General features: G+C 60.6%; 26 protein-coding genes and 1 tRNA gene. 12 read left to right on the forward strand and 15 right to left on the reverse strand.

All coding sequences use genetic code 11. The features are described 5' to 3' along the window. Positions 1-99: 99 nt before the first annotated feature. The 3 genes from AAC126_RS14485 to AAC126_RS14495 form a co-directional block, all read right to left on the reverse strand. Entirely contained in the window at positions 100-1,095 is a 996-nt protein-coding gene (locus AAC126_RS14485; protein WP_339854500.1) for a hypothetical protein, read from the reverse strand. A 362-nt stretch (positions 1,096-1,457) separates the two neighbouring features. Continuing rightward, the gene (locus AAC126_RS14490) at positions 1,458-2,327 is read right to left on the reverse strand and encodes an isocitrate lyase/PEP mutase family protein (RefSeq protein WP_339854501.1); all 870 of its coding nucleotides are present in this window, start codon (positions 2,325-2,327) and stop codon (positions 1,458-1,460) included. A gap of 57 nt (positions 2,328-2,384) precedes the next feature. Continuing rightward, positions 2,385-3,146: an NADPH-dependent oxidoreductase gene (locus AAC126_RS14495; RefSeq protein ID WP_339854503.1), complete on the reverse strand. Its 762-nt coding sequence runs from the start codon at positions 3,144-3,146 to the stop codon at positions 2,385-2,387. Positions 3,147-3,333: 187 nt separating this feature from the next. Here AAC126_RS14495 and AAC126_RS14500 point away from each other — a divergent pair, with 187 nt between their 5' ends. After that, positions 3,334-3,801 (forward strand): flavodoxin family protein, encoded by a 468-nt coding sequence (locus tag AAC126_RS14500; RefSeq protein ID WP_339854504.1) that lies wholly within the window; start codon positions 3,334-3,336, stop codon positions 3,799-3,801. Between the two features lie 3 nt (positions 3,802-3,804). Here AAC126_RS14500 and AAC126_RS14505 read toward each other — a convergent pair whose 3' ends face one another. Beyond that, entirely contained in the window at positions 3,805-4,503 is a 699-nt protein-coding gene (locus tag AAC126_RS14505) for a DUF599 domain-containing protein (RefSeq protein ID WP_339854505.1), read from the reverse strand. An 81-nt stretch (positions 4,504-4,584) separates the two neighbouring features. Beyond that, on the reverse strand, positions 4,585-5,838 hold the full coding sequence (gene serA / locus AAC126_RS14510) for a phosphoglycerate dehydrogenase (RefSeq protein ID WP_339854506.1): 1,254 nt from the start codon (positions 5,836-5,838) through the stop codon (positions 4,585-4,587). A 269-nt stretch (positions 5,839-6,107) separates the two neighbouring features. On the opposite strand from serA, the gene AAC126_RS14515 reads away from it, so the two are divergent. Then, positions 6,108-6,737 (forward strand): PAS domain-containing protein, encoded by a 630-nt coding sequence (locus AAC126_RS14515; RefSeq protein WP_339854507.1) that lies wholly within the window; start codon positions 6,108-6,110, stop codon positions 6,735-6,737. Here the strand turns inward: AAC126_RS14515 and AAC126_RS14520 are convergent. Further along, positions 6,734-7,381: a VOC family protein gene (locus tag AAC126_RS14520; RefSeq protein WP_339854508.1), complete on the reverse strand. Its 648-nt coding sequence runs from the start codon at positions 7,379-7,381 to the stop codon at positions 6,734-6,736. The two genes, AAC126_RS14515 and AAC126_RS14520, sit on opposite strands and share 4 nt — an antisense overlap. Before the next feature lie 176 nt (positions 7,382-7,557). On the opposite strand from AAC126_RS14520, the gene AAC126_RS14525 reads away from it, so the two are divergent. The 4 genes from AAC126_RS14525 (at position 7,558) to AAC126_RS14540 (ending at position 11,498) form a co-directional block, all read left to right on the forward strand. After that, positions 7,558-8,421, forward strand: a complete 864-nt coding sequence (locus AAC126_RS14525; RefSeq protein ID WP_339854509.1) for a PhnD/SsuA/transferrin family substrate-binding protein — start codon at positions 7,558-7,560, stop codon at positions 8,419-8,421. A gap of 80 nt (positions 8,422-8,501) precedes the next feature. Next, positions 8,502-9,257 carry an ATP-binding cassette domain-containing protein gene (locus tag AAC126_RS14530; protein ID WP_339854511.1) on the forward strand — a complete coding sequence of 252 codons (756 nt, stop codon included), beginning with the start codon at positions 8,502-8,504 and terminating at the stop codon, positions 9,255-9,257. Continuing rightward, entirely contained in the window at positions 9,247-10,065 is an 819-nt protein-coding gene (phnE, locus tag AAC126_RS14535; protein ID WP_339854512.1) for a phosphonate ABC transporter, permease protein PhnE, read from the forward strand. Before AAC126_RS14530 ends, phnE begins: the two co-directional genes overlap by 11 nt. Before the next feature lie 194 nt (positions 10,066-10,259). Then, the gene (locus AAC126_RS14540) at positions 10,260-11,498 is read left to right on the forward strand and encodes a cyclopropane-fatty-acyl-phospholipid synthase family protein (RefSeq protein ID WP_339854514.1); all 1,239 of its coding nucleotides are present in this window, start codon (positions 10,260-10,262) and stop codon (positions 11,496-11,498) included. Between the two features lie 51 nt (positions 11,499-11,549). Here AAC126_RS14540 and AAC126_RS14545 read toward each other — a convergent pair whose 3' ends face one another. The 5 genes from AAC126_RS14545 to AAC126_RS14565 all read right to left on the reverse strand — a co-directional run bounded on the left by AAC126_RS14545 (position 11,550) and on the right by AAC126_RS14565 (position 16,852). Continuing rightward, positions 11,550-12,041, reverse strand: coding sequence for a PAS domain-containing protein (locus AAC126_RS14545; protein ID WP_339854516.1), 492 nt, complete (start codon positions 12,039-12,041; stop codon positions 11,550-11,552). A gap of 111 nt (positions 12,042-12,152) precedes the next feature. Beyond that, the gene (locus AAC126_RS14550) at positions 12,153-12,941 is read right to left on the reverse strand and encodes a hypothetical protein (protein WP_339854517.1); all 789 of its coding nucleotides are present in this window, start codon (positions 12,939-12,941) and stop codon (positions 12,153-12,155) included. A 19-nt stretch (positions 12,942-12,960) separates the two neighbouring features. After that, entirely contained in the window at positions 12,961-14,127 is a 1,167-nt protein-coding gene (locus AAC126_RS14555; RefSeq protein WP_339854519.1) for an alanine--glyoxylate aminotransferase family protein, read from the reverse strand. 119 nt (positions 14,128-14,246) lie between these two features. Then, entirely contained in the window at positions 14,247-14,954 is a 708-nt protein-coding gene (locus AAC126_RS14560) for a hypothetical protein (protein ID WP_339854521.1), read from the reverse strand. Between the two features lie 134 nt (positions 14,955-15,088). Then, positions 15,089-16,852 carry a sulfotransferase gene (locus AAC126_RS14565; protein ID WP_339854523.1) on the reverse strand — a complete coding sequence of 588 codons (1,764 nt, stop codon included), beginning with the start codon at positions 16,850-16,852 and terminating at the stop codon, positions 15,089-15,091. Positions 16,853-17,045: 193 nt separating this feature from the next. On the opposite strand from AAC126_RS14565, the gene AAC126_RS14570 reads away from it, so the two are divergent. Together AAC126_RS14570 and AAC126_RS14575 are read left to right on the forward strand one after the other, a co-directional pair. Then, positions 17,046-18,068, forward strand: coding sequence for a TAXI family TRAP transporter solute-binding subunit (locus tag AAC126_RS14570; RefSeq protein ID WP_339854525.1), 1,023 nt, complete (start codon positions 17,046-17,048; stop codon positions 18,066-18,068). Between the two features lie 121 nt (positions 18,069-18,189). Continuing rightward, positions 18,190-20,307, forward strand: a complete 2,118-nt coding sequence (locus AAC126_RS14575) for a TRAP transporter permease (protein WP_339854528.1) — start codon at positions 18,190-18,192, stop codon at positions 20,305-20,307. A gap of 277 nt (positions 20,308-20,584) precedes the next feature. Here the strand turns inward: AAC126_RS14575 and AAC126_RS14580 are convergent, their stop codons facing one another. The 4 genes from AAC126_RS14580 to AAC126_RS14595 form a co-directional block, all read right to left on the reverse strand. Next, positions 20,585-21,214: a HEPN domain-containing protein gene (locus AAC126_RS14580; protein ID WP_339854530.1), complete on the reverse strand. Its 630-nt coding sequence runs from the start codon at positions 21,212-21,214 to the stop codon at positions 20,585-20,587. Next, positions 21,214-22,383: a DUF262 domain-containing protein gene (locus AAC126_RS14585; RefSeq protein WP_339854531.1), complete on the reverse strand. Its 1,170-nt coding sequence runs from the start codon at positions 22,381-22,383 to the stop codon at positions 21,214-21,216. Before AAC126_RS14585 ends, AAC126_RS14580 begins: the two co-directional genes overlap by 1 nt. Before the next feature lie 389 nt (positions 22,384-22,772). Continuing rightward, a tRNA-Ser gene (locus AAC126_RS14590) sits at positions 22,773-22,862 on the reverse strand. A gap of 105 nt (positions 22,863-22,967) precedes the next feature. Next, positions 22,968-23,378, reverse strand: coding sequence for a DUF1801 domain-containing protein (locus tag AAC126_RS14595; protein ID WP_339854533.1), 411 nt, complete (start codon positions 23,376-23,378; stop codon positions 22,968-22,970). 314 nt (positions 23,379-23,692) lie between these two features. Between AAC126_RS14595 and rplU the strand changes: the two genes are divergently transcribed. The 4 genes from rplU to proB form a co-directional block, all read left to right on the forward strand. Next, on the forward strand, positions 23,693-24,106 hold the full coding sequence (gene rplU / locus AAC126_RS14600) for a 50S ribosomal protein L21 (RefSeq protein ID WP_193172224.1): 414 nt from the start codon (positions 23,693-23,695) through the stop codon (positions 24,104-24,106). Between the two features lie 3 nt (positions 24,107-24,109). Next, positions 24,110-24,376 carry a 50S ribosomal protein L27 gene (rpmA, locus tag AAC126_RS14605; protein WP_339854538.1) on the forward strand — a complete coding sequence of 89 codons (267 nt, stop codon included), beginning with the start codon at positions 24,110-24,112 and terminating at the stop codon, positions 24,374-24,376. 130 nt (positions 24,377-24,506) lie between these two features. Further along, positions 24,507-25,622 (forward strand): GTPase ObgE, encoded by a 1,116-nt coding sequence (gene obgE / locus AAC126_RS14610; protein ID WP_339854539.1) that lies wholly within the window; start codon positions 24,507-24,509, stop codon positions 25,620-25,622. Then, the coding region (gene proB, locus AAC126_RS14615) for a glutamate 5-kinase (RefSeq protein ID WP_339854541.1) at positions 25,619-26,764 on the forward strand (1,146 nt) is incomplete at its 3' end. The genes obgE and proB, both read left to right, overlap by 4 nt.

Here is a 26,764-nt window from a genome sequence, read left to right on the forward strand (position 1 = left end):
CTACCCGGAAGTGATTAGAAACCCAGACGGGATCCCCGTCACGATCCTTGATCCGGTATTCCAGCGAGAAACTGTCCGCACCCTCGCGCAGCTTCCGCATCATGGCGCGGCGTGCGGCCTTCCGGTGCTCCTGATGGATGTAGGAATCTGCGACCCGGCCCGGCATGGTGCGGGATTCCGTGCCCCAACCGACCGTCTTGCACATCTGCGCCGAGGCAAAAAACTCGTTGCCGGCCAGATTCCAGTCCCACAGGCCGTCGCCCAGCCCCAGCTCTCCTCGAAGCCGGGCATGATGCTGGTGCTGGTCCGCAGATAGATCTGACGTCCGTCGAATGTCGTATCCCATCCCTCGACCACAACCTTGGTCTCGCCAGCGAAAAAACGCGCAAGCAATTCAACAAAGATGTCCGAGAGGCCGGTTTCGGGATTGTAGGAAGAAAGGTCCGGCGCCTGATTGAAATGGTCGATCAGAGTGCGCTTGTCCGGCGCATTGTAGGTTTTTACCGCCGCCTCGTTCAGGTCAACGATCCGCGCACCATCGGCAAGATCCAGCAAAATCCCCGGATTTGCCCTGACATAGGCCGGAATATCAGTGTGACCGTCCCGCTTCAGACGTTCCAGCACCCGTCGTGCGCCGGTCCAGTCTTCATCCGTGGTGCCGACCGGGTAATCGTCGAACCTGGAGCGTTCCAGCTCCAGGTTACGCAGAATCGCTTCTTCCCGGCGGGCTGCCGGAGCATTATCCGTCACCACGACGGAGATCCCGGAGACCGCTCCTTCCGTGTCGCGGATCGGATAGGCATCGATACGCAGAAAGCGCTGGTTCTCTCCCGCATGCGCCCGGAGATTGCGGCTGCGCGTCTCCCCACTGGCGAGAACCGACTTCAGCAGGGAAAGATAACCCGGATCGACCTCTTCAAGACCGTCGACCCCGAGATCCAGAAGCGCCGCTTCGAATCCGGGCGTGCGGTGCAGGATTCCGAGATCGGGTCCGCGATATTCCGACGGAATGGCCTCGGCAAATCCGCCGCCCAGCATTGCCGCGACTGTTTCCCCCGCATCGTCGATTGAGCGGTTTTTGGTGTTCGCTACCAAATCAAGTCGCCAGTCACAGGTCTCAGATTACGTCATCGGAGCAAGCAGAGTGACGTATTCCCTGTTCGAAGGAAATCCGCGGAATGCCTACTTTTTTCAATCCTACCTGCGGCTGTTATGCTAATTGCCCGGCACTGTGGCAGGCGGCCCTCACATCAGAAACGTTAAATATTTGTAAAGACACTTCATTTTCTAAAAAAATCTTTGTGAAAACTGTTTCCATACAGCCAATTTAACCGAACTGTCGCGCCGACGCCGGAATCAAGGCCTTCGCGTATAGATAATCATCAAGACTTCCCGGCCAATCCGGCATCGGGCCCGAATCGCTGAAATGCTTCGATTTTTTGCTTCTGTCAGCGGCCCTATTTCCGGCCCAGCGTCCGCTCCGACATGTCTTCATAACTTTCCGCACGGGTCAGACGCTTCATCAGATCCGGCGATGCCAGAGGCGTTTTGATTTCGGACGGATGGCAGCCATCGCGCAGCGCCCGCAGCGTCGCCTCGACGGCGGCAACGGCAGCCGCTATCGGCTGATGTCCTTGCAGGGCAATACGGACGCCGCGCGCCGAGAGATAATCCCAGTCATCCAGCTCCGGAGGCACCCCGCCAATGATCAGCGGCCGGCTCACCGCCCCGGAGACCGCATCGAGATCCGCCCGGGTCTTGATGCCGATCAGAAAGATCGCATCGACGCCAACCTCTTCATACGCCTTCGCCCGCTCAATGGCATCGGCAACGCCGTTGACGCTGGCGGCACTGGTGCGGCCGGCAATGACGAGGTCCGGGTCCTGCCGCCCGGCAAGCGCGGCGCGCATCTTGCCGACGCCTTCCTCAAGACTGAGCAGCCGGGCCTGCCCATCGCTCCCGTAAGGTTCAGGCAGGTCCGTATCCTCGATCGAAAGCCCGGCAGCGCCCGCAATCTCTAGCTCCTCCACCGTGCGGCGGACATTCAGCGCATTGCCGAAACCGTGATCCGCATCGACCATCAGCGGCAGATTACCGGCCCGGTTTATCCGCAGGACCAGCCCGGCCAGCTCACTCAGAGTGAGAACCATGACGTCCGGCGCGCCCAGGACCGCGAGCGAGGCGACGGAGCCGCCAAGCATCCCGGCCTCGAAACCGAGATCCTCGGCGATCCTGGCGGACAGCGCGTCATGCACGGAGCCTGGTCTGATACACCGCCCGCCCTCAATGACGCCGCGAAACCGCCGGCGGCGATCTTTCCAGTCCATGCCTAATCCTCCCCTTGTAGTCCGGCCGTTACAGCCGCGCCCGGCGGTTACCCCGCTCTAGCGAAAATCGAATCCAAGCTCCTTCAGCCGCTCGCGCAGGTCATCGCGGAGAGGCGGAGCGAATTTCTTGTCCATGTCATCGGACCAGGAAGCGTCCGTGGTCTCCCGGCCCTGGCTCCGGTAATGCTCCGCGAGAGCACCATCGTAGCTGTCTACGATTGCCGTCGCGTCAGCGCCGCTCCGGTTTTTACCATACTGCTCGAAATGCACCAGACCGTCGTAATCCATGCGCGGCTTCTGCGCCGGTGCTTCCGCCGGCCAGCCGAGGCACATGCCGAAAACGCAGAAGACCCTCGGCGGCAAGCCGAGAATCCGGGCGACTTCGACCGGTTTGTTCCGGGCACCGCCGATCATCACGCCCTTGAGTCCCAGGCTATCCGCGACCAGATAGGCGGACATGCCGACCAGCCCGGCATCGAGAGCGGACACCAGGCCGGTTTCCAGGTTGTTGCTGTCAATATTGTGTCCGTTACGGACCAGCGCGTCCTCGATCCGGGTCAGATCCGCGCAGAAAGCCAGGAACACCGGCGCCGTACCGATATGTTTCTGATTACCGCACGCCGCCATAAGGGCGTCGCGCCGCTCCTGGTCCCGCACCACAACGACGCTGTAGGTCTGGATATTGGAGGATGTCGGCGCCCGGAAGGCGGTCTTGAGGATGGTGTCGAGCATCTCCTCGCTGACCGGCTGGTCGGTGTATTTACGAACACTGACCCTGTTCAGAAGAGTTTCGATGACATCGTTCGACGGGGTGGGCATTGGCTATGATTCTCCGGTTCCGGGTGCGCAATCTTTCCTGCGCCTGTTTGCGGCAACTCTACGCGGTCGTGGTCAGCCTGCAAGCGGCCCTGCCACAATGCGGGGTAAAAACACCGGAATTCCAGCGGTTCCCCCACGGCAAGAATGAGAGCGGCGCACCCCGGTGCGTATTTGCTAAAGTCGGTAAATGAGCAAATCACTTCTCATCGTTTCACATGCGCCCTCGGACAATACCCGGACCCTGCTGGATGCGGTACGCGGCGGCGCCCTGGACGCCACGGATGACGGCGCCGTTGCGGTAACGTCTCTTTCTCCGTTCGAGGCCGGGCCGGATGCGGTGCTCTCCGCCGATGCCGTCATTCTCGGGACAACGGAAAATCTCGGCTATATGAGCGGCGCCCTGAAAGATTTCTTCGACCGGATATTCTATCCCTGCCAGGAGAAGACCGAAGGCCTGCCCTATGCGCTTTTCGTCCGCGCCGGGCATGACGGCACCGGCACCTGCCGGGCGGTCGAGACCATCACCACCGGCCTGCGCTGGCGGGCCGTTCAGGAACCGCTGGTCTGCCGCGGCAGTTTCGAGCCGGATTTCATCGAGAAATGCCGCGATCTCGGTGCCGGTATGGCGGCGGGTCTTGAGGCCGGAATTTTCTAGGAATTACTTCCGGCGCACGGTGCGCAGGGCGCGCGAGCGGAATTCCCGGCGGTGCAGGACAGCGACGACCCAGAGCGAGGCCGCGATGAAGGCGAACGGATGCACGAACCAGGTGCAGACCGCGAGGCCGAAATAATAGGAATGAACGCCGCCGTTATAATGCCGTGCGGCCAGACTTGCGAGCTCGGCCGCAACTCCGCCACGCTCGCGCCCAACCTCGCGCAAATCCTCGAATTCCGGTTGCGGGATCGCCCCCAGCACCACCGCCGCGTTGTTGTGCAGCCTGATCGACCAGGCCAGCCGGAAGAAAGCGTTGGTGAAGATGAAGATCAGCAGGGCGATCTTCAGACCGAACCTGTCCTGACTTGTTTCGGCCAGGAAGCGAAAGCGGTTCAGCACCGCGACGGCCTGCTCCGACGCCCCGAACACGGCGGCGAGACCACCAACCACGAAGATGCTGGTCGAGGCCATGAAGGCGGAATTTCCGGCAAGGGACCGGAGAATCTGGATATCGATGATCCGGTTTTCCCGGGAAGCGGAGGCTTCGAACCAGTCCCTCCGCCACGCCTGCATGGCCGCCGGCAGACCATGCCCACGCTTGATCCTGACCGCCACGAAGGTCTCGTATCCGAGCCAGCAGGCAATAAAGACCGCCAGCGCAACCAGATCGTCGCGCCGCAGCATGTCCAACAGTGAACCCATTCCAACCTCCCCGTCCCCGGTACCAGTCTATCCTGTCGGTACCGGGACACCAAGCAGCCCGGAAGCTCCGGGAGACAGGGGTCAGCTGACCTGGTTAAGAACCCGCGCGCGGATCGTACCTTCAAGCGAGCGCACGGCGCGGATTACCTTGTCCGCCTCGGGGACATGTCCCTCCGCATCGAGCACGACATACCCGATCTCGCCGTCCGTCTGATAATGCTGGGCCGCGATGTTGATATTGTGAGCCGCAAAGACATCGTTGAGACGGCCAAGCTGGCCCGGCAGATTGCGTTGCACCTGGATGAAACGGGTCCCGGCCGGGCGCGGCGGAAGCTGCACTTCCGGAAAATTCACGGCGCCCGCGGTTGATCCAACATCGGAATATTCGATCAGCTTGCGGATCACTTCCTCACCGATACGCTCTTGCGCTTCCTCGGTCGAGCCGCCGACATGCGGCGTCAGGATCACGTTGTCGAGGCCCTGCAAGGAGGACTGAAACGGGTCCGCGTTCGATTTCGGCTCTGTCGGGAACACATCCACCGCCGCACCGGCGAGATGACCACTCTTCAGGGCCGCCGCCAGTGCGTCCACATCCAGGATAGTGCCCCGGGCATTGTTGATGAGATAGGCGCCCGGCTTCATCTTGCCGATCTCGCGCGCACCGATCATGTCCCTTGTTTCGGGCGTTTCCGGCAGATGCAGGGACACCACGTCGGAGGCTTCCAGCAGCTCGTCGAGGGTCGCGGCCGGTTCCACATTGCCGTGGCTGAGCTTGTCGCTCCGGTCGAAATAGATCACCCGCATGCCCATCGCTTCGGCGAGGTTCGCCAGCTGGGTGCCGATATTGCCGTAGCCGACGATACCAAGGGTCTTGCCCCGTATCTCGCGGCTGCCGATCGCCGATTTTTCCCACCGGCTCTCATGCGCCCCGACCGACCGCGGGAAGGTCCGCCGGAACAGCATGACGATTTCCGCAATCGTCAGCTCCGCGACACTGCGTGTGTTCGAGAACGGCGCGTTGAAAACGGGGATGCCCTTCCGCTTTGCCGCCTCCAGGTCAACCTGGTTGGTGCCAACCGAAAAGCAGCCGAGCGCAATCAGCTTGTCGGTCGCGGCGAAAACACTTTCCGTCATTTTCGTCCGGGACCGAATGCCAAGCAGCCTGACGTCTTTCAAGGCAGCTTTCAGCGCATCTTCCTCAAGCGCCTTTGCCTGCCTCTCGACGCAGGGATATCCGGCAATCTCAAGCTGTCGTATCGCGGTCTCGGAAATCCCCTCAAGCAACAGGAACTTGATTTTGTCTTTTGGCAGGGACGGATTCTGGATCTTGCTCATTCTGGAACGGGTCCGGATGGGTTTCAGATGCCTCTCGCGTGCTGGCGCGCTGATGGCGCGGCCTTATTACGAAGGCGGCCGTAGAGATATAGGGAGCCCGATCGAATCGCAAGGCACCGCCTTAATCCATGCCGAATCACGCCTCAAAAAGAACATCGATTGAGCACTTGTTTACTATTTAGAAAGCCTTCGAACCGAGAGTAGCCGGACTGCGAGTGTCTAATGCTGTCGGGGGACGGTGCCGGGCTACGCAAAAGGGAGGGTGATATATGTCGCGCTGGATTTCGCGCAAACCCGACTATCACGCAGATATCACAGTTGCGATTCCGCATTTCGTGACGCGCAGCTGCACACTTCTCGCAACGGGATACGCCAAACTCCTGCAAGACAGCGGAAACACGATCCCGACCAAGAACGGACTGGATATTTCCAGCTTCGCACCAATCATGACCGATCTTGCCATCGCGGCCATAACGCTCGATTCCGCCTGTGTTTTTCGCATTGCCGGAGAAGGAATACGGCAACGGTTCGCTCATAAACTGGTCGGTACGGACTATTACAATCTTGTCGATCCGGCGCGCCGCAGCAGTGCCATAGAGGCGATGGACATGATTGTCAGAACGCCCTGTGCGTTTCGCGTGGAATTGCTCCAGCAGTACGAGAATGGCGAGGAGCGCCGCGCTGAAGCCTGTGTCTTTCCCCTCCGGTCCGACGAGCCGAATATTGACGGTTTCGCATTGTTCGCCAATAGCGAGATCGATCCTCCCCGGAGCCCGGCGGCCATGCATCCCATTCTAAGCGAATTCCAGGTTGTCCGCCGCGATCTGATCGATATCGGGTTCGGGCTCGACGAAGGGTTCACGGATCTGGTGCCCAGGCACCACGCGTCCCTGCTCTAGTCAATCAGCACCGACCCTCCGTCCGCCCTGGTAATTTCAGCGGCTATCCCTGCCTCGCCTGCCTCTATCCGGACCATCCCCCGGACACCAAGCGCGGACAGCCATCCATCCAGCCGGGCCGGCTCGGGATGACGCAAGATTAGCTGTGTGATCGAAAGGCCGAGATCCGGCATCCGGGTTGCCGGATGCGACCCCTCCGGCCATTGGATGAAGACCGGCAGGGTTCCGCCCTCCGGCAGATCGCCATCGTCACGGACCGCAATCCGCCAGGTCAGGTCGCCCCGGCTGACCTGGACCGGCACGCCCAGATCAAGGCCAAGCCCCCGGGCCGTGGTCAGCACGGCATCAAGATCATCCGTCGCGACGATCCAGGAAAGCGGCTTCGGGGCTGCTTTCGTCGCCGCCTGTACAGCCGGATCGTCCATCCGGTACCAGCGAACCCGCTCCGGAGCGGCCTGTTCCGGGTCAATCGCGATGATCTCAAGGAAATTATCCGCCCCGGTCCGGGTCAACCTGTTGTGCGTGCCCATTTTCGGGTGCGCACCACCAATCGTCATATCCGCGCCGAGCCGCTCCCTGGCCCAATCCGCCCCCGTTTCAAGGTCCGTGGCGACAATGGCAAGATGATCAAAAACAAGCTTCATGAAGGTCCCTCCGGCGGAAGGCGCTGCCAGATATGGCGGCTGACAGGCCATGACATGAAAACGTCATCGAACCGACGTCAAGACGACACGGACCCAACATCACAGGGATACACGCCGCCGCTAGGCTCGAACGTTCTGACAAACGGGCAGTGACCCGACATTTGGAGGCGTTTCCGATGCTGCGCAAGTTCTTTGCGGCCGCTCTCATGGCCATTTCCCTTCCGGCCCTCGCCCAGGCGGCAGAGCCGATCCGTTTCGCCGTCACCGACATCGAGGGCCTGGAAGCCCTGCAGCAGGAGTTCGGACAGTTCGAAGCGGCGATCGAGAAAAGCACCGGCCTGGAGCTTGAGCTCTTCCCGGTCGGCAGCCGGACCGCCGCCGTCGAGGCGATGAATGCCGGCCAGGCCGACTTCGTGCTGACCGGGCCTGCCGAATATGTCGTGCTGAAGGAGCTGACCAAGCCGGAGATCGTTGTCGCCTGGCAGCGTCCCGATTATTTCGCCCAGATCGTCACGCTGGCGACCGGCCCCGTGAAACAGGTCAGCGACCTGAAGGGCAAGGTGATTTCCTTCGGTTCCGTCGGATCGACCTCCCAGCATCTCGGCCCGGCACAGGCGCTGGCCGATCTCGGTCTCGATTACGGCCGGGACTATGAGCCGAAAATCATCTCCCGCAACATCGCCGTCGAGGCCTTGATCCGTGGCGACATCAGCGCCATCGGGATGAATTTCGGCCCTCTGCAGAAAGCCCGGGAAGCCTATCCGGATGTCGCCTTCACCGTGATCGCACGCGGCCGCGACCTGCCGAACGACATCCTCGTCGCCCGCAACGGCCTCGACAAGAGCATCGTGGCGAAAGTCCGCAAGGCCTTCGAAGAGGACGGACAGGCCTTGCTGGCCGCCGTGCTTAAAGGGGATGACAACCAGAAATACCGTGGCGGCTTCTTCCTCTCGTCGGTCGATGACACCGACTACGATTATGTCCGCTCCATGTACAAAACCATCGGCGTCGAGCGCTTCACCAGCTTCGTCGGCGACTGACCGGAGCAGCCGCTGCACGGGCCCCGGGAGCATCTGTCTCCGGCGCCCGTGCGCGGCGCCCCCGTCAACGGCATCAGTGCATGAGCTCATCCATCATCGAGGTTCGCCGGGCACAGAAAAGCTTCGCGCCCGGGCTGCCGATCCTGAACGGCGTCAGCCTTGAGGTCCGGCAGGGCGAGCGTGTCGCCCTGATCGGCGCGAACGGCGCCGGCAAATCCACCCTGTTGCGGTGCCTCGCCGGCCTCATCCCGCTTAGCGGCGGCGATGTCGAGATCCTGGGCGAGACATTTTCCGGCAACCCCAGCCTGCGCCAGCGGAAGGCCCTGCGCCGACAGCTCGGCTTTGTCTTCCAGTTCCATGGCCTGGTGCGCCGTACCAGTGCGCTGTCGAATGTGGTGAATGGCTATCTCGGCCAGGGCCACGGCATCCGGGCCTGGCACCAGATGCTTGCCCCCCGCGTCCTCCGCGAAGACGCCCGGGCCGCGCTGGATGCCGTTGGTCTCGGGGAGAAATGGAATGCCCGCGCGGACACGCTTTCCGGCGGTCAGTCCCAGCGCGTCGCCATCGCCCGCGCCATTGTGCACAAGCCCGCCCTGATCATCGCGGACGAGCCGGCGGCCAGCCTCGACCCCGCCGCCGGGAACGACATCATGACGCTGTTCCACCGGCTTGCCGGAGCACGGGGCTGCACTCTTCTCTTCACCACCCATGACATGAACCACGCCCTTTCCTACGCGGACCGGGTCATCGCGCTGAAAGCCGGCACGATCATGCTGAATGCGGCCAGCGCAGACCTGGCACCCGCGGATCTGGAGCCCGTCTTCCATGGCAACTGATATCCGCACCGAATATCCGGAGCGCCCCGTCATGCCGCGCATTGCCCGGCTCGACCCATTGCGCTTCGCCCTCATGGTTGCACTGGGCGCGCTTCTGGTTGCCTCCATCGGCGAAGTCACGCCATCGCCGGAGCGGATGGCCGGGGCCCTGCCCCGCATGGGCTCCCTGCTTGGCCGGATGCTGCCGCCGGCGACCGATCCGGCCTTTCTCGGCCGCATGGCATTACGGCTGCTGGAGACCGTTCAGATCGCCCTTGCCGGAACGTTTTTCGGCATTCTTGTCAGCTTTCCCCTGGCCTGGTGCGGCGCCATGGGCCTGACCCCGCTTGGCCCCTTCCGCTGGATCGCCCGGATGCTGGTGTCCCTGTTCCGCACGGTGCCGGATCTGGTCTGGGCGCTGTTCTTCGTCTCCGCCGTCGGTCTCGGCGCCGTTGCCGGGACATTGACCATCATCGTCGACACCGCCGGTTTCTGCGGCCGCTTCTTCGCCGAGGCCATGGAGGATTCCGACCGGCAATCCCGCGAGGCCCTCGACGCCGCCGGCGCCCGCAAAATCGACATCCTGTTCGCCGCCGTGGTGCCGGACTGCATGCCGTCCTTCATCAATACCAGCCTGTTCAGCCTGGAACTTGCGGTGCGGTCATCGGTGGTACTCGGGATCGTCGGGGCCGGCGGCATCGGCCAGGAACTGAAAAGCGCCTTCGAGCTATTCCAGTACCCGAAAGCCGCCACCATCATCCTGGCTATTTTCGTGATCGTTCTGGGAATGGAGCAATTGACTGACTGGCTGAGGCGCCGTCTCGGGTGACGCGCCAAACGTGGCTGTCAGCCACATTCGTGCCGCTTGCAATATTCCTTATATCCAACATGGCAATTTGAACTTTCCGCTCCCGGGTGCATTCTTAACCATAACCGGACCGTGTTATTCAAATTGAGCGTGGGTCGGATTGGTTGACCGCGAATGTCCACGCCATCGTCTTAGAGCGAATTGGGGGCGGACAGATGCTGTTTGCGAGTCTCCTGTCCCGGATCATCAAGACCGGGACCATCACAATCCTTGGCCCAGATAATCAGAGCCGGACCGTCGGTTCTGGCGCTCCACATGTCACGATCCGGGTGAAAGACCGGATCGCCGACATGCAACTGGCGCTCTACCCTCAGCTAAAGCTCGGCGAAGCCTATATGGACGGGCGGCTGAGCATCGAAGAAGGGCAGCTATATGATCTGATCGAGATCGGCATGGTGAATTACCAGCGCCTCGAAGATCAGCCACTGCAACGCATTCTCGGCTCCGTCGGGCGCATCGCCAGAAGATTGCAGCAATCAAATCCCATTCACCGGGCCCGGGAAAACGTTGCCCATCACTACGATCTCTCCGGCGCTCTCTATGACAGCTTCCTCGACCCCCAGCGGCAATATTCCTGCGGCTATTTTCCGCAAGCCGACACCGGTCTCGATGCCGCACAGGAAGCGAAGATCCGGCATATCGCCGCAAAACTCCTGTTGAAGCCGGGGCAGCGCGTCCTCGATATTGGCTGCGGCTGGGGCGGGCTCGCCATCGCCCTGGCCCGGATGGCGGATGTCGAAGTGCTCGGCGTTACCCTTTCCGAAGAGCAGTACAAGAGCGCCGTCGCCCGTGCCAAGGCGTCCGGCGTGTCGGATCGCGTCCGGTTCGAGCTGATGGATTACCGCCTGATCGAGGATACATTCGACCGCGTCGTCTCGGTCGGCATGTTCGAGCATGTCGGCATCAACAATTACCGCGACTTCTTCTCGAAGGTGCGCGAAACCCTGACCGAGGACGGCGTCGCGCTGCTGCATTCCATCGGACGGCAGGACGGACCCGGCGTCACCAATCCGTGGATCCGCCGCTATATCTTCCCCGGAGGCTATTCGCCTGCGCTTTCCGAAGTCCTGCCCGAGATAGAGCGGCAGCAGCTCTGGGTCACCGATATCGAAGTGCTGCGGCTGCATTATGCGAAAACCATCCGGCACTGGCGCAATCGCTTCATGGCCAGCTGGGATGCCATGGCCTCGCTTTATGACGAGCGCTTCTGCCGGATGTGGGAGTTCTATCTGATCAGCGCGGAGCTGTCTTTCCGGCGCTTCGGCCACATGGTGTTTCAGGTACAGATGGCACGCGATCAGAAAGCCGTTCCGCTGACCCGCGACTACATAACGGACTATGACCGCGACATGCCGACGGCCCTGCGCGCGGTTCCGGACAGGGCGGCCCGATAAAGCGGCAGAGAATCTCCGTCCGGGATTATCCGGCTCGCCGGCTCTCGATGCTCAGGAACGCCATCCGCGCGACGGATACGGCACCGCCTGTCCGATAAGCAGCACGCCCATGGTCTTGTCCACCGTCTGCCCATCGGAGGCCAGTGGCGCATGGACCGACCTGAAAGCCCGCCAGCTCCTGTCCGGCGCCCAGGTGACATGCCCCGCGCGCAAGACCGGGCCGCGCGCCTCGACAACCTCCCGAAACTCCCTGATCACAGCGGCTCTGGGAACCTCGTAGGTGCATTCCGTCATCCGCCGTCCGGTATAATCCCGGCCCAGCGCCCGCGCGATCTCCACCCCGACCAGCCGGTAGCGAAAATCCGCGCCTCCCTCAATGACATCGAGGAGCAGAACATGGCCGAACCATTCGCGCAGATCTTCCGGCACGAAAGCACTCCGGGACGGCATCGGCCGCCCGGCCCGGCGCTCGGTCCAGAGATCGATGAAACGCTGGATCGCAGGCTCGTCACTTTTGACGATGGTATCGTATTGCCAGCTCACGCCAGTTTCCCTCGGGGTAGGGTCCTGATTCCGATCATTCTACCTGAAATTGTAACAAGCAGGCCGGTTCATGTGGAAGACGCCGGAGCATGAATGCCGCGCGGCAGCGCCTTACCCAGCCAGCAGACTCCCATACCCTGCAATCTTCACCTGTACACCCGCCAGTCGCAGGCAATGCCACAGGCTTGCCTGATTGGCCGAAATCACCGGGCGCCGCAGGTCCTGCTCCAATGTCTCGATAAGCCCGACACAGCGGAAACCGGTGCCGAGGATCAGCACTCCGTCGGCCTCATTCGGGCAGGCCGCCTTGATCTGGGTATAAAGCGGCTCGATCTGCTGCTCGAAACCAAGGCCCAGTGGATACATCTCGCCCGTCGGCACATCGCGCCAGCCGGGGCCCGGATCGTAGCGCAGCATGCCCGCGGGCTCGATGCCGTGATCGCGGAAATAGCCGAGAGCAACGGCCAGCGTGGCGTCGTTGAACCAGGGCGGCAGCACCAGAAACGGGCTTTTGACGTCCGATACCTTGAGAGCCGCGAAGCAGTCGAGCGCATTGGTGGTGACCGGGATGCCGGACCCGAGGATATCCGAGAGGCTTTGCACCACTGCCTCGTCCCAGCCCTTGCCGCCGACCAGACTGCTGGAACTGTGGCCGAGCACCACCGCCGACAGGCGCATCGAGGCGAACTGCCGTGCCCCGCGCGCCAGATCTTCCGACAGGCTGACATGCGTCCTGTCCGCGTCCCATGCGGCCCAGGGCGCGGGGGCGGAGACCCGGGCGGCATGGACAGAGGTATGGGGCGGCATCATGGCCCACCATTCCGCTTCCGGAACGGCTTCGCTGCCGACGATGAACATGCCGATGCGGGCCTTCCAGCCCCAATTATCCGGTGCTGTCATCCACCGCCCCCTTGGATTTTTATCCTGCGAATGCCGCTTTCGCGGCTGCAAGTGCAGCCTCTTTATCGGCGCTGGCACCAAGATCGGCAAGGGCAGCGGAGATCTGCTCCAGGTCGGTCAGGATTTCCGCCTCGCTGACCCAGCCCATGGTGCCGATCCGGACCAGACGGTCTTTCAGGTCCTCGAACCGGGTACCCGCAATCATGCAGTTATAGCGCTCCGCCAGATGATCGATCAGCACCGGAGCGGACACTCCCTCCGGTGTTTTCACCACAACCAGCGTCGGGCTTGGCGTGCCAGTCGGGAAGACCGAGAAGCCGAGCACATCAAGTCCGGCAGTGAGCGCACAATTGAGCCGCAGATGACGCGCCAGTGTCGCGTCCAGCCCCTCTTCGCCAATCATGCTCAAGGCCGCGTCGAGTGCGTTCAGCATGGCGACCGGTGCCGTATAGGTCGGCTCACCCTTCTCCGCCATCGGCCGGAAGCGGCGATAGTCGAAATAGCCGCGCGGGCCGCGGTCATCGCGATCGATGATGCCCCAGGCCTTCTCGCTGATGCTGGCAATGCCGAGGCCCGGCGGGCACATCAGGCATTTCTGCGAGGCGGAAACCACGACATCCACACCCCATTCATCGGCGCACAGCTCCGCGCCGCCAAGGCCGCTGACACTGTCGCAGACCAGAACCGAGTCCGTTTCCGCAACGATTTCGCCGAGGGCTTTCAGATCGGTCAGCGCACCGGTTGAACTCTCGCTATGCACCGTGACGACCGCCGCATAACTCTTCTCACCAAGCGCCCGGCGCACTCCGTCGAGATCAACCGGATCACCAAGACCGGAGACCACTTCGTCGACTTCCGCACCGATACCCTCCGCCAGGCGCCGGAAGACCGGTCCCCACTGGCCATTGGTCGCGATCAGCACCCGCTGACCCGGCCCGGCAACATTGATGATGCCGGATTCCATGGCCCCAATGCCCGTCGAGGCGAACAGGAAGGGCGGCACACCGGAGCGGCCGAGGATCGGTTGCAGCCGGTCCTGGATCGCCTTGAAGCGGGCCAGGAATTCCGGCCCGCGATGGGCGATCATCGGCTGAGCGGCGGCTTGAAGGACACGATCGGGAACAGCGGTCGGGCCAGGCAGGCGAAGACGGTAGGGCAAGGAAGCCCCGGTGCTGGAAGCGGACATGGCTTTGCTCGTGAAATGGGTCTTTGAAAGAAGAGGCACGAGCATGGAACCAGCGCAGGCATGTCAGCGCAAGGGGGCAGTCAGGAAAGAAAATCCGGCGGTGATGGCACGGACCGCACTCAAAGCATCAGGAAATCGTCGGCGCTCTGGATCAGGGGCTGGCCGGATACGAGGGGTTGGCCAAACCGGAGCAGACCAGCTTCTGCCGTGGCAGAAGTGGTGTCAGCCTCAAGATCCGTGACCCGGCGATGCAGACCCGCCTCTACAAGGCCGTCTTCCGGAGCGGCCCGGGACGCGTCCATACCGCGCATCGCGGCATACATGGGCGAGCCCTCGAGCCCGGCACGCCGGGCAGCGCCGGCGACTGTATCGACCAGCTCGATCCCGTACAGATCCGCCCCATGACTCTCCGTACGCGCAGGCTGGACCAGGGCATCACCATCGATCCGGTCCAGGAGAGTATCCTCGCCATACGCCGCAACCAGCCGCCCGACGGCGGCAATGGTCTCCTCCGAGGCCTGAGCGGGAACAAGACGTCCTGTCTCAACCACGATCTCGTCCGGCAGCACTTCTGTTGTTTCGGGTAAATACGGGCTGGTATCGCGCAGACAGGACGGATCGGAGGCCCGCCGGTAACCCTTGAAATCCTCGCCCTCCAGATTGCGGGCGATGACTTCATGCGACCAGTCACCCGGCGCAACGCCCTGCTGCCAGAACCCGAAACTGTGCATCTGAAGACCGCCCGCGCCGGACGGTGCGGAGGTCCCGGTTTCAAGCATCCGGGGCTCATCCGGAAAACCGGAATCCATTCTTTCGGCAAATGCCATCGGCAACAGCTTCCATCACGTGTTCAGACCCGCCCGGGGGCGTGGCTTTGTCGAAGAGTGAGGTAAGCAAGAAGCAAGCCAAACCTGGGGTTCATTGTGAAAGACGTCCCCGGCGCCCCTCATGAACCCGGGGCCTAGTCTTCCCCGCGCGGGATGTCCCTCGGGTCTCCATAGCCGAAATACCCGGCATAGGGTGCAAGCGTGTCCAGATAAGGCGCCATCTGGTCCCGGTACCGGGACCACCGGCCAACGGCGCGGGTATAGATCGGCTCCGACACCTGGCGGAAACTGGGGGTCCGGATCATACCCCGCGCCTTGGCATGCGCCGTGTGATCGAGAACCGCGTCCGTCCAGTCGAGGCCGAGGAAATCAACTACCCGCCGGGCCACGCCTTCCGTATCGGCAACCAGATCCTCGTACCGCACGGTAATATGGTCGGGCGACAATACCCGCTCGATCTCCTGCCACAGAGCCATGACCCGCGCATAGAAACCGGCGGCCCCCTCCATCGAGGTGAAACTGGCCATCGCCGAGTTGAGCCGGATCGACTGCATGAAACAGCTCAGGCAACAGTCGCACGGATGGCGCAGGGACAGGATCACCTTGGCATTCGGATAGAGCCTGAGGGCAAGCGGCAGATAGATGATGTTGAGCGGCATCTTGTCGATCACCACGCGCGGGCTTTTATCACCGGCCCAGCGCACCAGCTTGGCCCGATATTCCGCGCGCAGCCGGTCGGCTTCATCCTCGTCCAAGGCGGCAAGCCGTTCGGCCAGCGTTTCCTTGCCCGCCGCAATGAACCCGGCCCCGACGCTGGAAAGCACGGGCTGCTCCTCGATCACCCGGGCATCCGGATGGGCGTCCAGAATCTGGTCCAGCAATGTCGTCCCGGAGCGCGGAAAACCGACCATGAACACGGCGGGCGGTGACGCCTCCGGAAGCCGCGCCCAGCGCGCCGGCCAACCGTCCGAAATCGCGCCCGCGAAAGCATCAAGCGTGCTCAGGAAAGGACGCGGATCGGCAGCGCCCGACGGCGCACGCTGAACCGCGATCCGGTTGCCCCGCTCGAAACGGGTCCAGGCTTCGTCATACTGCCCGAGCCGGTCGAGAACGGTCCCCAGCTCGAACTCGACGGCATCCCGCCCCGCCTCGCCATCCATCGCCTCGGGCAAGGCCTGCAAGCGGTGCAGCGCGCCGTCAAGATCGCCCTGGCGGCGCTCGACAATCGAGAGAAACAGCGCGCTGACATGATCCTGCGCATCAATGACCAGAGCCCGCCGTGCCGCCGTGCCTGCGCGCTCGAGCTTCGACAGGGTCTCGGCGAGGGCCGCCATCCGGCGCCAGGCCAGATTACCGTCCGGGCCGGCAATCACGGCCCGGCGCAGCTCCGTCTCCGCTTTCCCCTCGCGGCCGGATTCACGCAGGATCACGGCAAGATTGACCCGCACCCAGTCGAGATACGGATCGGCATGCAGGGCATCCCGCGCCACCCGCTCCGCCTGCTCGGCCCGGCCAAGATCCTGGTAACTGCTTGCAAGCGCCCCCAGAGCTTCCGCCTTGCCCGGATGCAGGATCGCCCAGAGCGCCGTTGCTCTGTGACGGCTGACCAGGGGTTCGGCCGTGGAGGCGGCCGTCAACAGAGCCGCCGCCGCTGGCGCGCTCGGATCCAGAAGCACCGACCGCCGCGCCGCTTTCAGGGCAAGCGCGACCACCCCGGCCCGCAATCCGGCCGCTGCCGCCTGAACCCAGCCCCCCACCGCCGCCGGATGGCGCCGGGCAACAAGCACGAACCCGTCCGCCGACCCCGCCAGATCCCCGCGCTCAAACGCCGCCTGTGCCTGGGCCATCAGGCGGCGGGTTTCGGTCAGATAGTCTGGATCGGCGGCAAAAGCGGACATCAAGGCAAACTCTTCGGTGATTCAGCGCGAGAGTAATCGATCATGATCAACGCGCGATAGTCATCGCGTTCCGGCCGCGTTGAAAATGGAAAAGGAGAAGTAGAGCTTGATGCCGGATATCGTTAACGTCATTTTCATCGCACGGGCCCATTCGGCGACCCTGAAAAATAAAAAATACATAGGGAGTATACTAATGAACTTTCGTCCATCACGCGTGATCACGGCTGGTGCCGTGGCTCTTGGGATTACGTTGAGTGCCGGAATGGCCTCTGCCCAGGAAGCGAAGAACTACATCCTGTCGACCGCGTCGACCGGCGGCACCTACTACCCGGTTGGCGTCGCGCTCGCCACCCTGACCAAGGTCAAGCTGGAGCCGAAGACGAAGATCGGCATGTCCGCCATTTCCTCCGCCGGATCGGGCGAGAATGTGAAACTGCTCCGCGACGGCGAGGCCCAGTTCGCCATTCTTCAGGGACTTTTCGGCTATTATGCCGCAACCGGCACCGGCCCGGTCGCCGCCGACGGCCCGCAGACCAAACTGCGTTCCATCAGCATGCTGTGGCAGAATGTCGAGCATTACATCATTGCCGCCGACAAGGCGAAAACCGGCACCATGGCCGACTTCGTCGCCCTGAAGGGCCAGGCCGTTGCGATGGGCGCCAAGAATTCCGGCACCATCGGATCCAACCGCACCATCCTGTCCGGGTTTGGCCTGGATATGGACAAGGATTTTGAGCTGATGTACGGCGGATATGGCCCATCGGTCTCCGCCTTGCAGGACGGCAAGATTGCCGGCGTCGGGGTGCCGGGTGGCGTTCCCGTCGGCGCGCTGGTTCAGCTGATGTCGACCGCTGGCGACAGCGTGAAGATGCTGAGCATGACCGAAGACGAAGTGAAGAAGGCCGATAACGGCCGCGGTCTGTGGGTTCCCTACACCATCCCCGCCAACTCCTATCCCGGCCAGACAACGGACATCCAGACCGTTGCCCAGCCGAACTTCCTGGCCACCACGGCGGATATTCCGGAAGAAGATGTCTATCAGATCACCAAGACGATCTTTGAAAATCTCGGCTTCCTGAACGCCATCCACGCCGCCACGAAGGCGATGGCCATCGACAAGGCGATTGGCGGTCTTCCGGTACCGCTGCATCCCGGTGCGGCGCGGTACTACAAGGAAGTCGGGATCACCATCCCCGATCACCTGATCGCCAAATAAGAACCAGATAACGTTTGGCTAACGTTAGACAGGTTGACCGGAGGCCGAAATGCGCGGCCTCCGGTTTTTCGAATCCGGCATCAAGCCGGTGCGAGAAAAAACACCACGGGCAGGGATACAAATGAGTTTCGAGAGCGCCGAAGATATTGACGTCAGGAAAAGGTCGAAAACCGAGGTCGCCATCCTTTTTCTGGCTGTTGGCATAGCCCTTTTCCATATCTGGATGAACACGCTGGGAACTCTTCCCACCCTGTTTCAGAATGGCTTCCATTTCGCCGGATTCGCGCTGCTCTGCGGCCTCGTGACGTCGGTCTCAAGGAAGCCCTGGGCACAACGCCCGCTGATCCGGGCACTCGATATCGGCTTCGGGATCCTTGTCGCCATCGCCGCGCTTTATATCGTGAATGCCGAAAGCGCGATCTATGATCGCGGCGTCCGGCTCTCGTCCCTGGACTGGGTCATGGGGTCCCTCTGTATCATCGGGGCGATCGAGTTTACCCGCCGCACAACCGGGATGATCATTCCTGTCCTGATCGTCACGGCACTCGCCTATATTTCATGGTTCGGGGCCTATGTGCCGGGCGTGTTCCGGTTTGCCGGCCTGCAACCCGAGACCCTGATGTTCCGGTCGATGTATGGCGACGATGCGCTGTTCGGCAGTATCGCCGGGATCTCCTCGACCTTTGTTTTCATGTTTATCCTTTTTGGTGCCTTCCTTCTGAAATCGGGGGCGGGGAACTTCATCGTCAATATTTCCAGAACGGTTGCCGGCAATCTTGTCGGCGGGCCGGGCCTGGTCGCGGTGATCGCCAGCGGCCTGACGGGCACGATTTCGGGGTCCGCCGTCGCCAATACGGCATCGACCGGCGTCATCACCATCCCGCTGATGAAAAAGGCCGGGTTCAAACCGCAATTCGCAGGGGGCGTGGAAGCCGCCGCCTCCACCGGCGGGCAACTGATGCCGCCGATCATGGGCGCCGGTGCCTTTGTCATGGCCTCCATCACCCAGCTTCCCTACACCACCATCGTGGTGGTCAGCATCCTGCCCGCCATCCTGTATTTCCTGACCGTTGCCTTCTTCGTCCGGATCGAGGCGCGCAAGGTCAACGCCATCCTGCCGCCGGAAGAGAATTCGCCGACCGTCTGGCAGGTCTTCAAGGAAGGCGGCCCGCCCTTCATCATCCCGGTCGCCCTGCTGATCGGCATGCTGGTCATCGGCTATACGCCGACATATGCCGCCGGTTTCGCCATTCTGACCTGTATCGGCGCGTCCTGGCTGACCCCGAACCGGATGGGCCTGAAACAGATCATCGCCGCCCTTGAGCTCGGGTCGCGGAACATGATCATGACCGCCATCCTGCTGTGCTCCGTCGGCCTCATCGTCAATGTCATTTCGACAACCGGGCTCGGCAACACCTTCTCGCTGATGATCACCAACTGGGCCGGCGGCTCCCTCTCCATCGCCATCATCCTGGTGGCGCTGGCCTCCCTCGTTCTGGGCATGGGCCTGCCGGTAACCGCCGCCTATATCGTGCTCGGCACCCTTTCCGCCCCCGCGCTCAACCAGCTTATCCTGCAGGACCAGCTGATCGAGCAGCTGGTGAGCGGCACCCTGCCGGACGCCGCCAAGGCGATCTTCATGCTGACCGCCCCTGAATCGATCGCAGCCCTCGCCGGCCCGATGCCATTCGACCAGGCCCATACGCTGATCAAGGGCATGCCGTTTGAAAGCCTGTCCCTGCTGTATGACACGGCCTTCACCGCCCCGGTCCTGGCAACCGCCCTGCTGTCGGCGCATATGATCGTGTTCTGGCTGTCCCAGGACAGCAACGTGACCCCGCCCGTCTGCCTGGCATCCTTCACCGCCGCCGCCATCGCCAAATCGCCGCCGATGCTGACCGGGTTCTATTCCTGGAAAATTGCGAAAGGGCTGTATTTCGTCCCCTTCCTGATCGCCTTCACGCCGCTCATGAGCGGTAACTGGGGGGAGATGCTGGAAGTGTTCGGCTTCGCCGTTTTCGGCTTCTGGGCGCTCTGCGCGGCCCTGGAAGGGCATTGGGAAAACAAAATGAACCTGCTTGAACGCGCGGTGATCGGCGCGGTCGGCTTCGCCCTGATGTGGCCGGCCCACCTCTATGTCAACATCGCTGCCCTTGCCGTGTTTGCCGTGGTTTTTTATCTCAACAAGCGGAAACCGTGGCCGCATGCCACTGCGGAAGTGGGCGCGACGGGCACGTAACGTTCGCTGTCCGCCGCCTGAGCCATCAGGCGGCGGGTTTCGGGCAGATAATGTAGGTCGGAGGCAAAGCGGGGATCGAGGCAAACCCTTCGGTGATTCACAGTGAAAGTAATCGGTCAGTATTGGCCTGCTATAGCCAATGCTTATGGTAAAAATATAACAAATAGTAGAAAACAATTTAGAAATCTACTACTGAGGTAAATTTAAAAATTATCCATATATAGCAATATTATTTATTCTGTGAATTTATTAAATTAGAAATAATTATTAAATTTTATCATAAACCCTGATCATCTCGATAATTTGAAATCTCGCCATCAAGGACTTCGATTTCTTCAATCAGGCGTATGGTTTCGAGTGCTTCTGTATATGGATCAGTTTCTCGCAGTAATGTTTCTGTCGGTGCTTTATGAGCATAATCACCGCGTTTTTGCCCAAATGCATCCAAACTACCTATTATAGCTTCACAAGCTCCTGATGGAGAAAAACCAATATTCATAAAAAGTTTTGATATATTATTTTTACGTATGCCGTGGTTTGCGTCAATACGGCTTTTACATTGAATAAATGAATGCGTAACAATCGTCCTAAGTTCTCTTTTGCTTGAAATATCAAAAACATCATCTGAGAATCCGACATCTCCTCCTTCTCGTCGACACATCATAGCTAACAACGGTAAGCTAATATAGCCTACATCTTTCCATTTTCTATGAGATTCTTCTGCAATAAACCGAACTTCATTTTCTATATATTCTTCAATTGTTGCATGAGTAAGCACTGAAAAAGAATAGATCCTCTCCTTTGTACTATTTCTATAAATACCGCTCACATTCTGCGTTTTTGGAGCAAAGAGCTTCTTTAATTTTAAAGCCCGGTTCTTCATTTCAAGATAACGGTCTGTAGCCATCAGTCGAACGGGGACTTTATATCTGTTCCAAGCTCACGGTTTAGAGCTTCGGCCCACATTGAAAAACGAATCCGATTTGCAACTAAAGATTTAGTTGTGGTTTCCAAAGAGGATATAAAATCTTTGTTCTCACACAGCTTTATGAATGCATTGATAATTTTTTCTGATTCGATGCTTGCTTTCGAAGCAATATTAGAATCAGAAAAGTAGTACATCATAATGTCGAATACAGCACGATTTATCCTCGGCTCAAATGAATTCCCATTCCATTTTCTTAAGTACTTTTTCTCACCAAAAATTTGACGCGTCAGAATCAGAGTTTGATTGAACGTTTCAAACTGCCTGAGGGCCTTTATATTCTCAGAATCCCATTGGCTATTAAAATATCGATGAGTCGAATCAAGAAATTTTTTCAAGTTTCCCTGATAGCTTGATGCAAAATTTTGATACGCAAAATACCGGAGTAAAAGCTCAGCGTCGCGCATTCGAAAATCCGGGCGGTCTAAACCAAGAGCAGCGCGCAACGGCTCGCTGGACCCAGAGCGCTCGTCAACGAATTCCGAAAACTCGCCTGGGTCAATCGCTTGACGCAGCTCTTGTGAAGAGAGAGGAACACTGTTTTGGTTTATTCGAAGAAATACTGAATATAAATACTCTTCATTCTTCCAATTTCGTATAACTACAGTTCTTATTGTTTGATTATCAAAAGAGTCTATATACTGCCTATAATCTTCATTAAGTTTCATATCGTGATATGATTTTCCCTCAAAAATTGATTTCTTATTTTTATTCGGCTCCAATCCCTTTAAAATCAGCTTATCAAAAGATTCATTTTCTTCAGCGGCAAATTGCCTAATTGCAAGAAGCCTTTGCTTTCCATCTATTACAATAAATCTTCCCTTTTTTCTCTTATCCTCTGCCAATATGATTTGAGGAATCGGCACCCCGTAAATTAATGACTCTATGAAAAGGCTTTTTCTCTTATCAGTCCAAGCGCTTCTTCTTTGAAAACGTGGATTTAGGTCGATATTACCACGCCGCAACTGAGAAAGAATCGTTTCAGTTGTCCAGTCTGTCGACCACAACACCGCATCACTAATCCAATTCCCGCCGACATCATCGATGTCTTCCTGCTGGTCTAGCGGAGCGAATTCCTCTTGGTTGCTCAAATTACCCTCAATGGTATGTGGAGAATGAAACTTGACCGAAATTTAGAGAGGTTGAGGCAAATTGACAATCGAGGATTGCAATGAGCTTCATCATCTGACGTCAAAACAGCACCGCATACTATCAGCGCTTGGCTCAATGTCAGATCAAAAATGAGTAAGATACTCGGAGCGATCAATTTGATCAGGGATCATTAGCCTTGGCGCCCCCCCTCTGACAAACGCAACAAATCGTAATGCGCGGTTATCACACCTATATATTCCGGTATACGGGCACTTTTTAGCGTATAAAATTCTCTGACAAACTGATTATGGCCTAGCGCACCAAAGTAGCGGTTATAACTCGCTAACATAGACGTGTGAGAACCATAAACGATTTCAAAAGGAGGGTCTGGCGGAGAGAGAGGGATTCGAACCCTCGGAACACTTGCGCGCTCAACGGTTTTCGAGACCGTCCCGTTCAACCACTCCGGCACCTCTCCGAACAGGGGCCGGAACATAGCGGGGCGGGTGGCGGGATTCAATACCGGAATTGCATGCCTGGCGTTCCGGCTTTCACACTGGCCCGTGCCCCCTATCTTGCCCGGCTATTTCAGATGGTAGGTCAGGGCGCTGCGGACGAGCAGCCGCAACGGCTCCAGCGGCAGTGCGGCGCCTTCCTTGAAATGCACCGCGCGATTGCCTTCATAGTCGAATTCATCCGGGAACAGGCTGCGGAAGTCCGGGATGAGTGTCGTCTGGCAATGGGCGTAGAGGGCGAAGCCGCCCTGTTTTGGCAGGCCAAGCCGGATGGTCGAGCCTGATCTGGTTTTTGGCGTCAGGTAAGCGGGCTGGCCCCATTTCAGGGTTTCTTCAAGCGTGCCGACCCCTGGCGTCTCCGCCGCCGTCTCGAAGATCAGCGTGCGCAATTTAAGCAAGCCTTCCCGCTGCGGCGCAGGGAAGGACTCATATGCGGCCGCGACGGCCGGGTTTTCGAAAGCTGGTCTTGCCTGCGCCATGACACCGGTCCCCGTCACCCGATCCGATCGTATCCCGCCGCATATTGGCCGTCAAAAGCATGCTGGAAACGCAATAGGCAGACAGGCACGTCTGGTTCGGTTTCCCCAGCCTTTGCGCCTCCCCTCTCCAGACACTATATATAGGGGGCTGCTGCGGTGACGGAGCGGACATCCGGGGGTGGCAGACCGGCCCCGCAGATTCTCTCAAAAACCGGGCACTCCGCTGTTGACTTGAACGTCGCCAGGAGTATAGTCCGCCGCTCTGACGCGGAAGTAAGTGTCCGCGCGCCCTTTTCATTGCCAGAGTATTGACAATGTTCGCAGTCGTTAAAACCGGCGGTAAACAGTACAAAGTCGCCCCGAACGACGTTATCAAGGTCGAGAAGCTTTCCGGCGACGCCGGTTCTTCCGTTGATCTTGCCGACGTTCTGATGCTGGGTGAAGGCGAAGACCTCACAGTTGGTGCGCCGACTGTTGAAGGTGCTGTTGTACGCGCCGAAGTGCTTGAGCAGACTAAAGGCGACAAGGTCGTCGTCTTTAAAAAGAAGCGCCGTCAGGGCTATCGCCGGACCCGCGGACATCGTCAGGAACTGACGGTGCTGCGCGTGACCGACATCCTGGCCGACGGTAAGAAGAAAGCCGCGCCGAAGAAGGCCGCTGCCAAGAAAGCTCCGGCGAAAGCCGAAGCTCCGGCAGAGGTTTCGGCCGAAGCCGAGACGAAGGAGTAATCCATGGCCCATAAAAAGGCAGGCGGTAGTTCCCGTAACGGTCGCGATTCCGCCGGACGCCGTCTTGGCGTCAAGAAGTTCGGTGGCGAAGCCGTCATCGCTGGCAACATCATCATCCGGCAGCGGGGCACCAAGTTCCACCCGGGCGAGAATGTCGGCATGGGACGTGACCACACCCTGTTCGCGCTGACCGAAGGCAAGGTTGCTTTCCGTCGGAGGAGCAACGGCCGCACCTTCGTGGAAGTGGCGCTGGCTGAAGCAGCAGAATAACGCCGCATCCGCCTTCGGGCGGGTCACGGCTGCGGATGAGGGAACGGTCCTTTGGCTGTTCCCTTTTTTCGTGCCCGAATTCCGGCCCCACTTTCGGATTGCCGGCCGGGCGCTCAGTGGATGACATGAGATGAAGTTCCTCGATCAGGCCAAGGTGTTTCTGAAGAGCGGTGACGGCGGCCCCGGCTCCGTCAGCTTCCGGCGCGAGGCTTTCATCGAATATGGCGGCCCGGATGGCGGCGATGGCGGCCGCGGCGGCGCCGTGGTGCTGGAATGCGTCGACGGCCTGAACACGCTCATCGATTACCGCTACCAGCAGCATTTCAAAGCCGCCAGCGGCCGTCCCGGTGCCGGCGGCAACCGCAGCGGCGCCAAGGGCGGCGACTCGGTACTGCGCCTGCCGGTCGGAACCCAGGTTCTGGATGACGATCGCGAGCATGTCATCGCCGATCTGACACGGGTCGGCCAGCGCATCGTCCTGATGAAGGGCGGCGATGGCGGTTTCGGTAACGCCCATTACAAGACATCGACCAACCAGTCCCCCCGCAAGTCCCTGCCCGGCTGGCCGGGCGAGGAAATGTGGGTCTGGCTGCGGCTGAAGCTGATCGCCGATGCCGGTCTGGTCGGCCTGCCCAATGCCGGGAAATCGACCTTTCTGTCCAGCGTTACCCGGGCCCGCCCGAAGATCGCGGACTATCCCTTCACCACCCTGCATCCCGGCCTCGGCGTCGCCACCGTGGGCAAGGACGAGTTCGTCATCGCCGATATTCCGGGCCTGATCGAGGGCGCGTCGGAAGGCGCCGGGCTTGGCCACCGCTTCCTCGGCCATGTCGAGCGCTGCGCCGTGCTGCTGCATCTGGTCGATGCCACCCAGGACGATCCGGCCGCCGCCTACCGCACCGTGCGCCAGGAGCTCGAGGATTACGGCGGGGGTCTCTCCAACAAGCGGGAGATCGTCGCACTGTCCAAGATCGACTCGGTGGCCGAGGAGGATATCCCGGTGCTGATCGACATGGTGCAGGAAGAAATCGGCCGCGATGTGATCACCATCTCCGCGATCTCCGGCGCGGGTCTCGACTCGGCGCTTTCGACCCTGATGGGTCCGGTTCAGGATGCCCGCCGCGCCCGCAAGGATGCCGCCGACAAGGCGAATGACGCGGAGTCTTTCGACGACGCGGATGACACGGACGAGGCAGCTGCATCGGCAGAAACCGGCGAAAGCGAGGCCGGCTGGTCTCCCGTATGAGCCCCGAGAGTGCCGATAGCGGAGAGCTGGTGACGGGCAGCGGTCTCGATACCGCCGAGCGGATCGTCGTCAAGATCGGCTCCGCCCTGCTGGTGGATGAAGAGGGCGGCGAGGTCCGGCGCGACTGGCTGAACAGTGTCGCCGACGATATCGCCAGCCTGAAAGCGCGCGGCAAGCAGGTGCTGGTCGTCTCCTCCGGCGCCATCGCCGTGGGCCGGCGCCATCTCGGCCTGCCGAAAGGCGCCCTGAAGCTCGAAGAAAAACAGGCCGCCGCCGCCACCGGTCAGGTCCGGCTTGCCCATGCCTATCAGGAAGCGCTGGCCCGGCACGACATGACGGTCGCACAGGTCCTGCTTTCCCCGTCCGACACGGAAGAACGGCGCCATCATCTGAACGCCCGCTCCACGCTGACGGCCCTGCTTGCGCTCGGCGCGGTGCCCGTGATCAACGAGAACGACACGGTCGCGACCGAGGAAATCCGGTTCGGCGACAATGACCGGCTCGGCGCCCGGGTGGCCCAGATGGTGAGCGCGGATACGCTGATCCTGCTGTCCGATATCGACGGCCTCTATACGGGCGATCCGCGCCGCAATCCGGACGCGGTCCACATTCCCTTTGTCGAACGGATCGACGCGGATATCGAGGCAATGGCCGGAACCGCCGGCAGCGACCACGCCTCCGGCGGCATGGTCACCAAGATCGCCGCCGGTAAAATCGCCACCGCCGCCGGATGCCGCATGGCCATCGCCAAGGGCTACGCCCCGCACCCGCTGCGCGCGATCGAGGACGGCGCCCCCGTCACCTGGTTCGCCGCCGCCGCCTCCCCGCGCCGGGCACGGAAGAACTGGATCGCCGGATCGCTCACGCCGAAAGGCACGATCACGCTGGATGACGGCGCCCTGAAGGCACTTGCCCGTGGCAAAAGCCTGCTGCCCGCCGGGGTGACGGCAGTCAGCGGCTCTTTCGATCGCGGCGACCTGGTGGAAATCCTCGACCCGGCAGGCCGCTCCGTCGCCCGTGGCCTCTCCGCCTACAGCGCGGCGGATGCCAGCCGGATCGCGGGATACAAATCCCGTGAAATAGAACAGGTCCTCGGCTACCGTGGCCGGGACGAGCTGGTACACAGGGACGATCTGGTGCTT

Origin of the sequence: uncultured Nisaea sp. (genome assembly GCF_963974195.1) — a bacterium.
In the GTDB taxonomy this organism is placed as follows: Bacteria; Pseudomonadota; Alphaproteobacteria; order Thalassobaculales; family Thalassobaculaceae; genus Nisaea.

Bases quoted from the DNA above. Each gene is read 5' to 3' on its own strand.
- AAC126_RS14490 (WP_339854501.1), bottom strand. From the start codon at position 2,327: ATGGACTGGAAAGATCGCCGCCGGCGGTTTCGCGGCGTCATTGAGGGC.
- AAC126_RS14495 (WP_339854503.1), bottom strand. From the start codon at position 3,146: ATGCCCACCCCGTCGAACGATGTCATCGAAACTCTTCTGAACAGGGTC.
- AAC126_RS14500 (WP_339854504.1), top strand. From the start codon at position 3,334: ATGAGCAAATCACTTCTCATCGTTTCACATGCGCCCTCGGACAATACC.
- AAC126_RS14505 (WP_339854505.1), bottom strand. From the start codon at position 4,503: ATGGGTTCACTGTTGGACATGCTGCGGCGCGACGATCTGGTTGCGCTG.
- serA (WP_339854506.1), bottom strand. From the start codon at position 5,838: ATGAGCAAGATCCAGAATCCGTCCCTGCCAAAAGACAAAATCAAGTTC.
- AAC126_RS14515 (WP_339854507.1), top strand. From the start codon at position 6,108: ATGTCGCGCTGGATTTCGCGCAAACCCGACTATCACGCAGATATCACA.
- AAC126_RS14520 (WP_339854508.1), bottom strand. From the start codon at position 7,381: ATGAAGCTTGTTTTTGATCATCTTGCCATTGTCGCCACGGACCTTGAA.
- AAC126_RS14525 (WP_339854509.1), top strand. From the start codon at position 7,558: ATGCTGCGCAAGTTCTTTGCGGCCGCTCTCATGGCCATTTCCCTTCCG.
- AAC126_RS14530 (WP_339854511.1), top strand. From the start codon at position 8,502: ATGAGCTCATCCATCATCGAGGTTCGCCGGGCACAGAAAAGCTTCGCG.
- phnE (WP_339854512.1), top strand. From the start codon at position 9,247: ATGGCAACTGATATCCGCACCGAATATCCGGAGCGCCCCGTCATGCCG.
- AAC126_RS14540 (WP_339854514.1), top strand. From the start codon at position 10,260: ATGCTGTTTGCGAGTCTCCTGTCCCGGATCATCAAGACCGGGACCATC.
- AAC126_RS14550 (WP_339854517.1), bottom strand. From the start codon at position 12,941: ATGACAGCACCGGATAATTGGGGCTGGAAGGCCCGCATCGGCATGTTC.
- AAC126_RS14555 (WP_339854519.1), bottom strand. From the start codon at position 14,127: ATGTCCGCTTCCAGCACCGGGGCTTCCTTGCCCTACCGTCTTCGCCTG.
- AAC126_RS14560 (WP_339854521.1), bottom strand. From the start codon at position 14,954: ATGGCATTTGCCGAAAGAATGGATTCCGGTTTTCCGGATGAGCCCCGG.
- AAC126_RS14565 (WP_339854523.1), bottom strand. From the start codon at position 16,852: ATGTCCGCTTTTGCCGCCGATCCAGACTATCTGACCGAAACCCGCCGC.
- AAC126_RS14570 (WP_339854525.1), top strand. From the start codon at position 17,046: ATGAACTTTCGTCCATCACGCGTGATCACGGCTGGTGCCGTGGCTCTT.
- AAC126_RS14575 (WP_339854528.1), top strand. From the start codon at position 18,190: ATGAGTTTCGAGAGCGCCGAAGATATTGACGTCAGGAAAAGGTCGAAA.
- AAC126_RS14580 (WP_339854530.1), bottom strand. From the start codon at position 21,214: ATGGCTACAGACCGTTATCTTGAAATGAAGAACCGGGCTTTAAAATTA.
- AAC126_RS14595 (WP_339854533.1), bottom strand. From the start codon at position 23,378: ATGGCGCAGGCAAGACCAGCTTTCGAAAACCCGGCCGTCGCGGCCGCA.
- rplU (WP_193172224.1), top strand. From the start codon at position 23,693: ATGTTCGCAGTCGTTAAAACCGGCGGTAAACAGTACAAAGTCGCCCCG.
- rpmA (WP_339854538.1), top strand. From the start codon at position 24,110: ATGGCCCATAAAAAGGCAGGCGGTAGTTCCCGTAACGGTCGCGATTCC.
- obgE (WP_339854539.1), top strand. From the start codon at position 24,507: ATGAAGTTCCTCGATCAGGCCAAGGTGTTTCTGAAGAGCGGTGACGGC.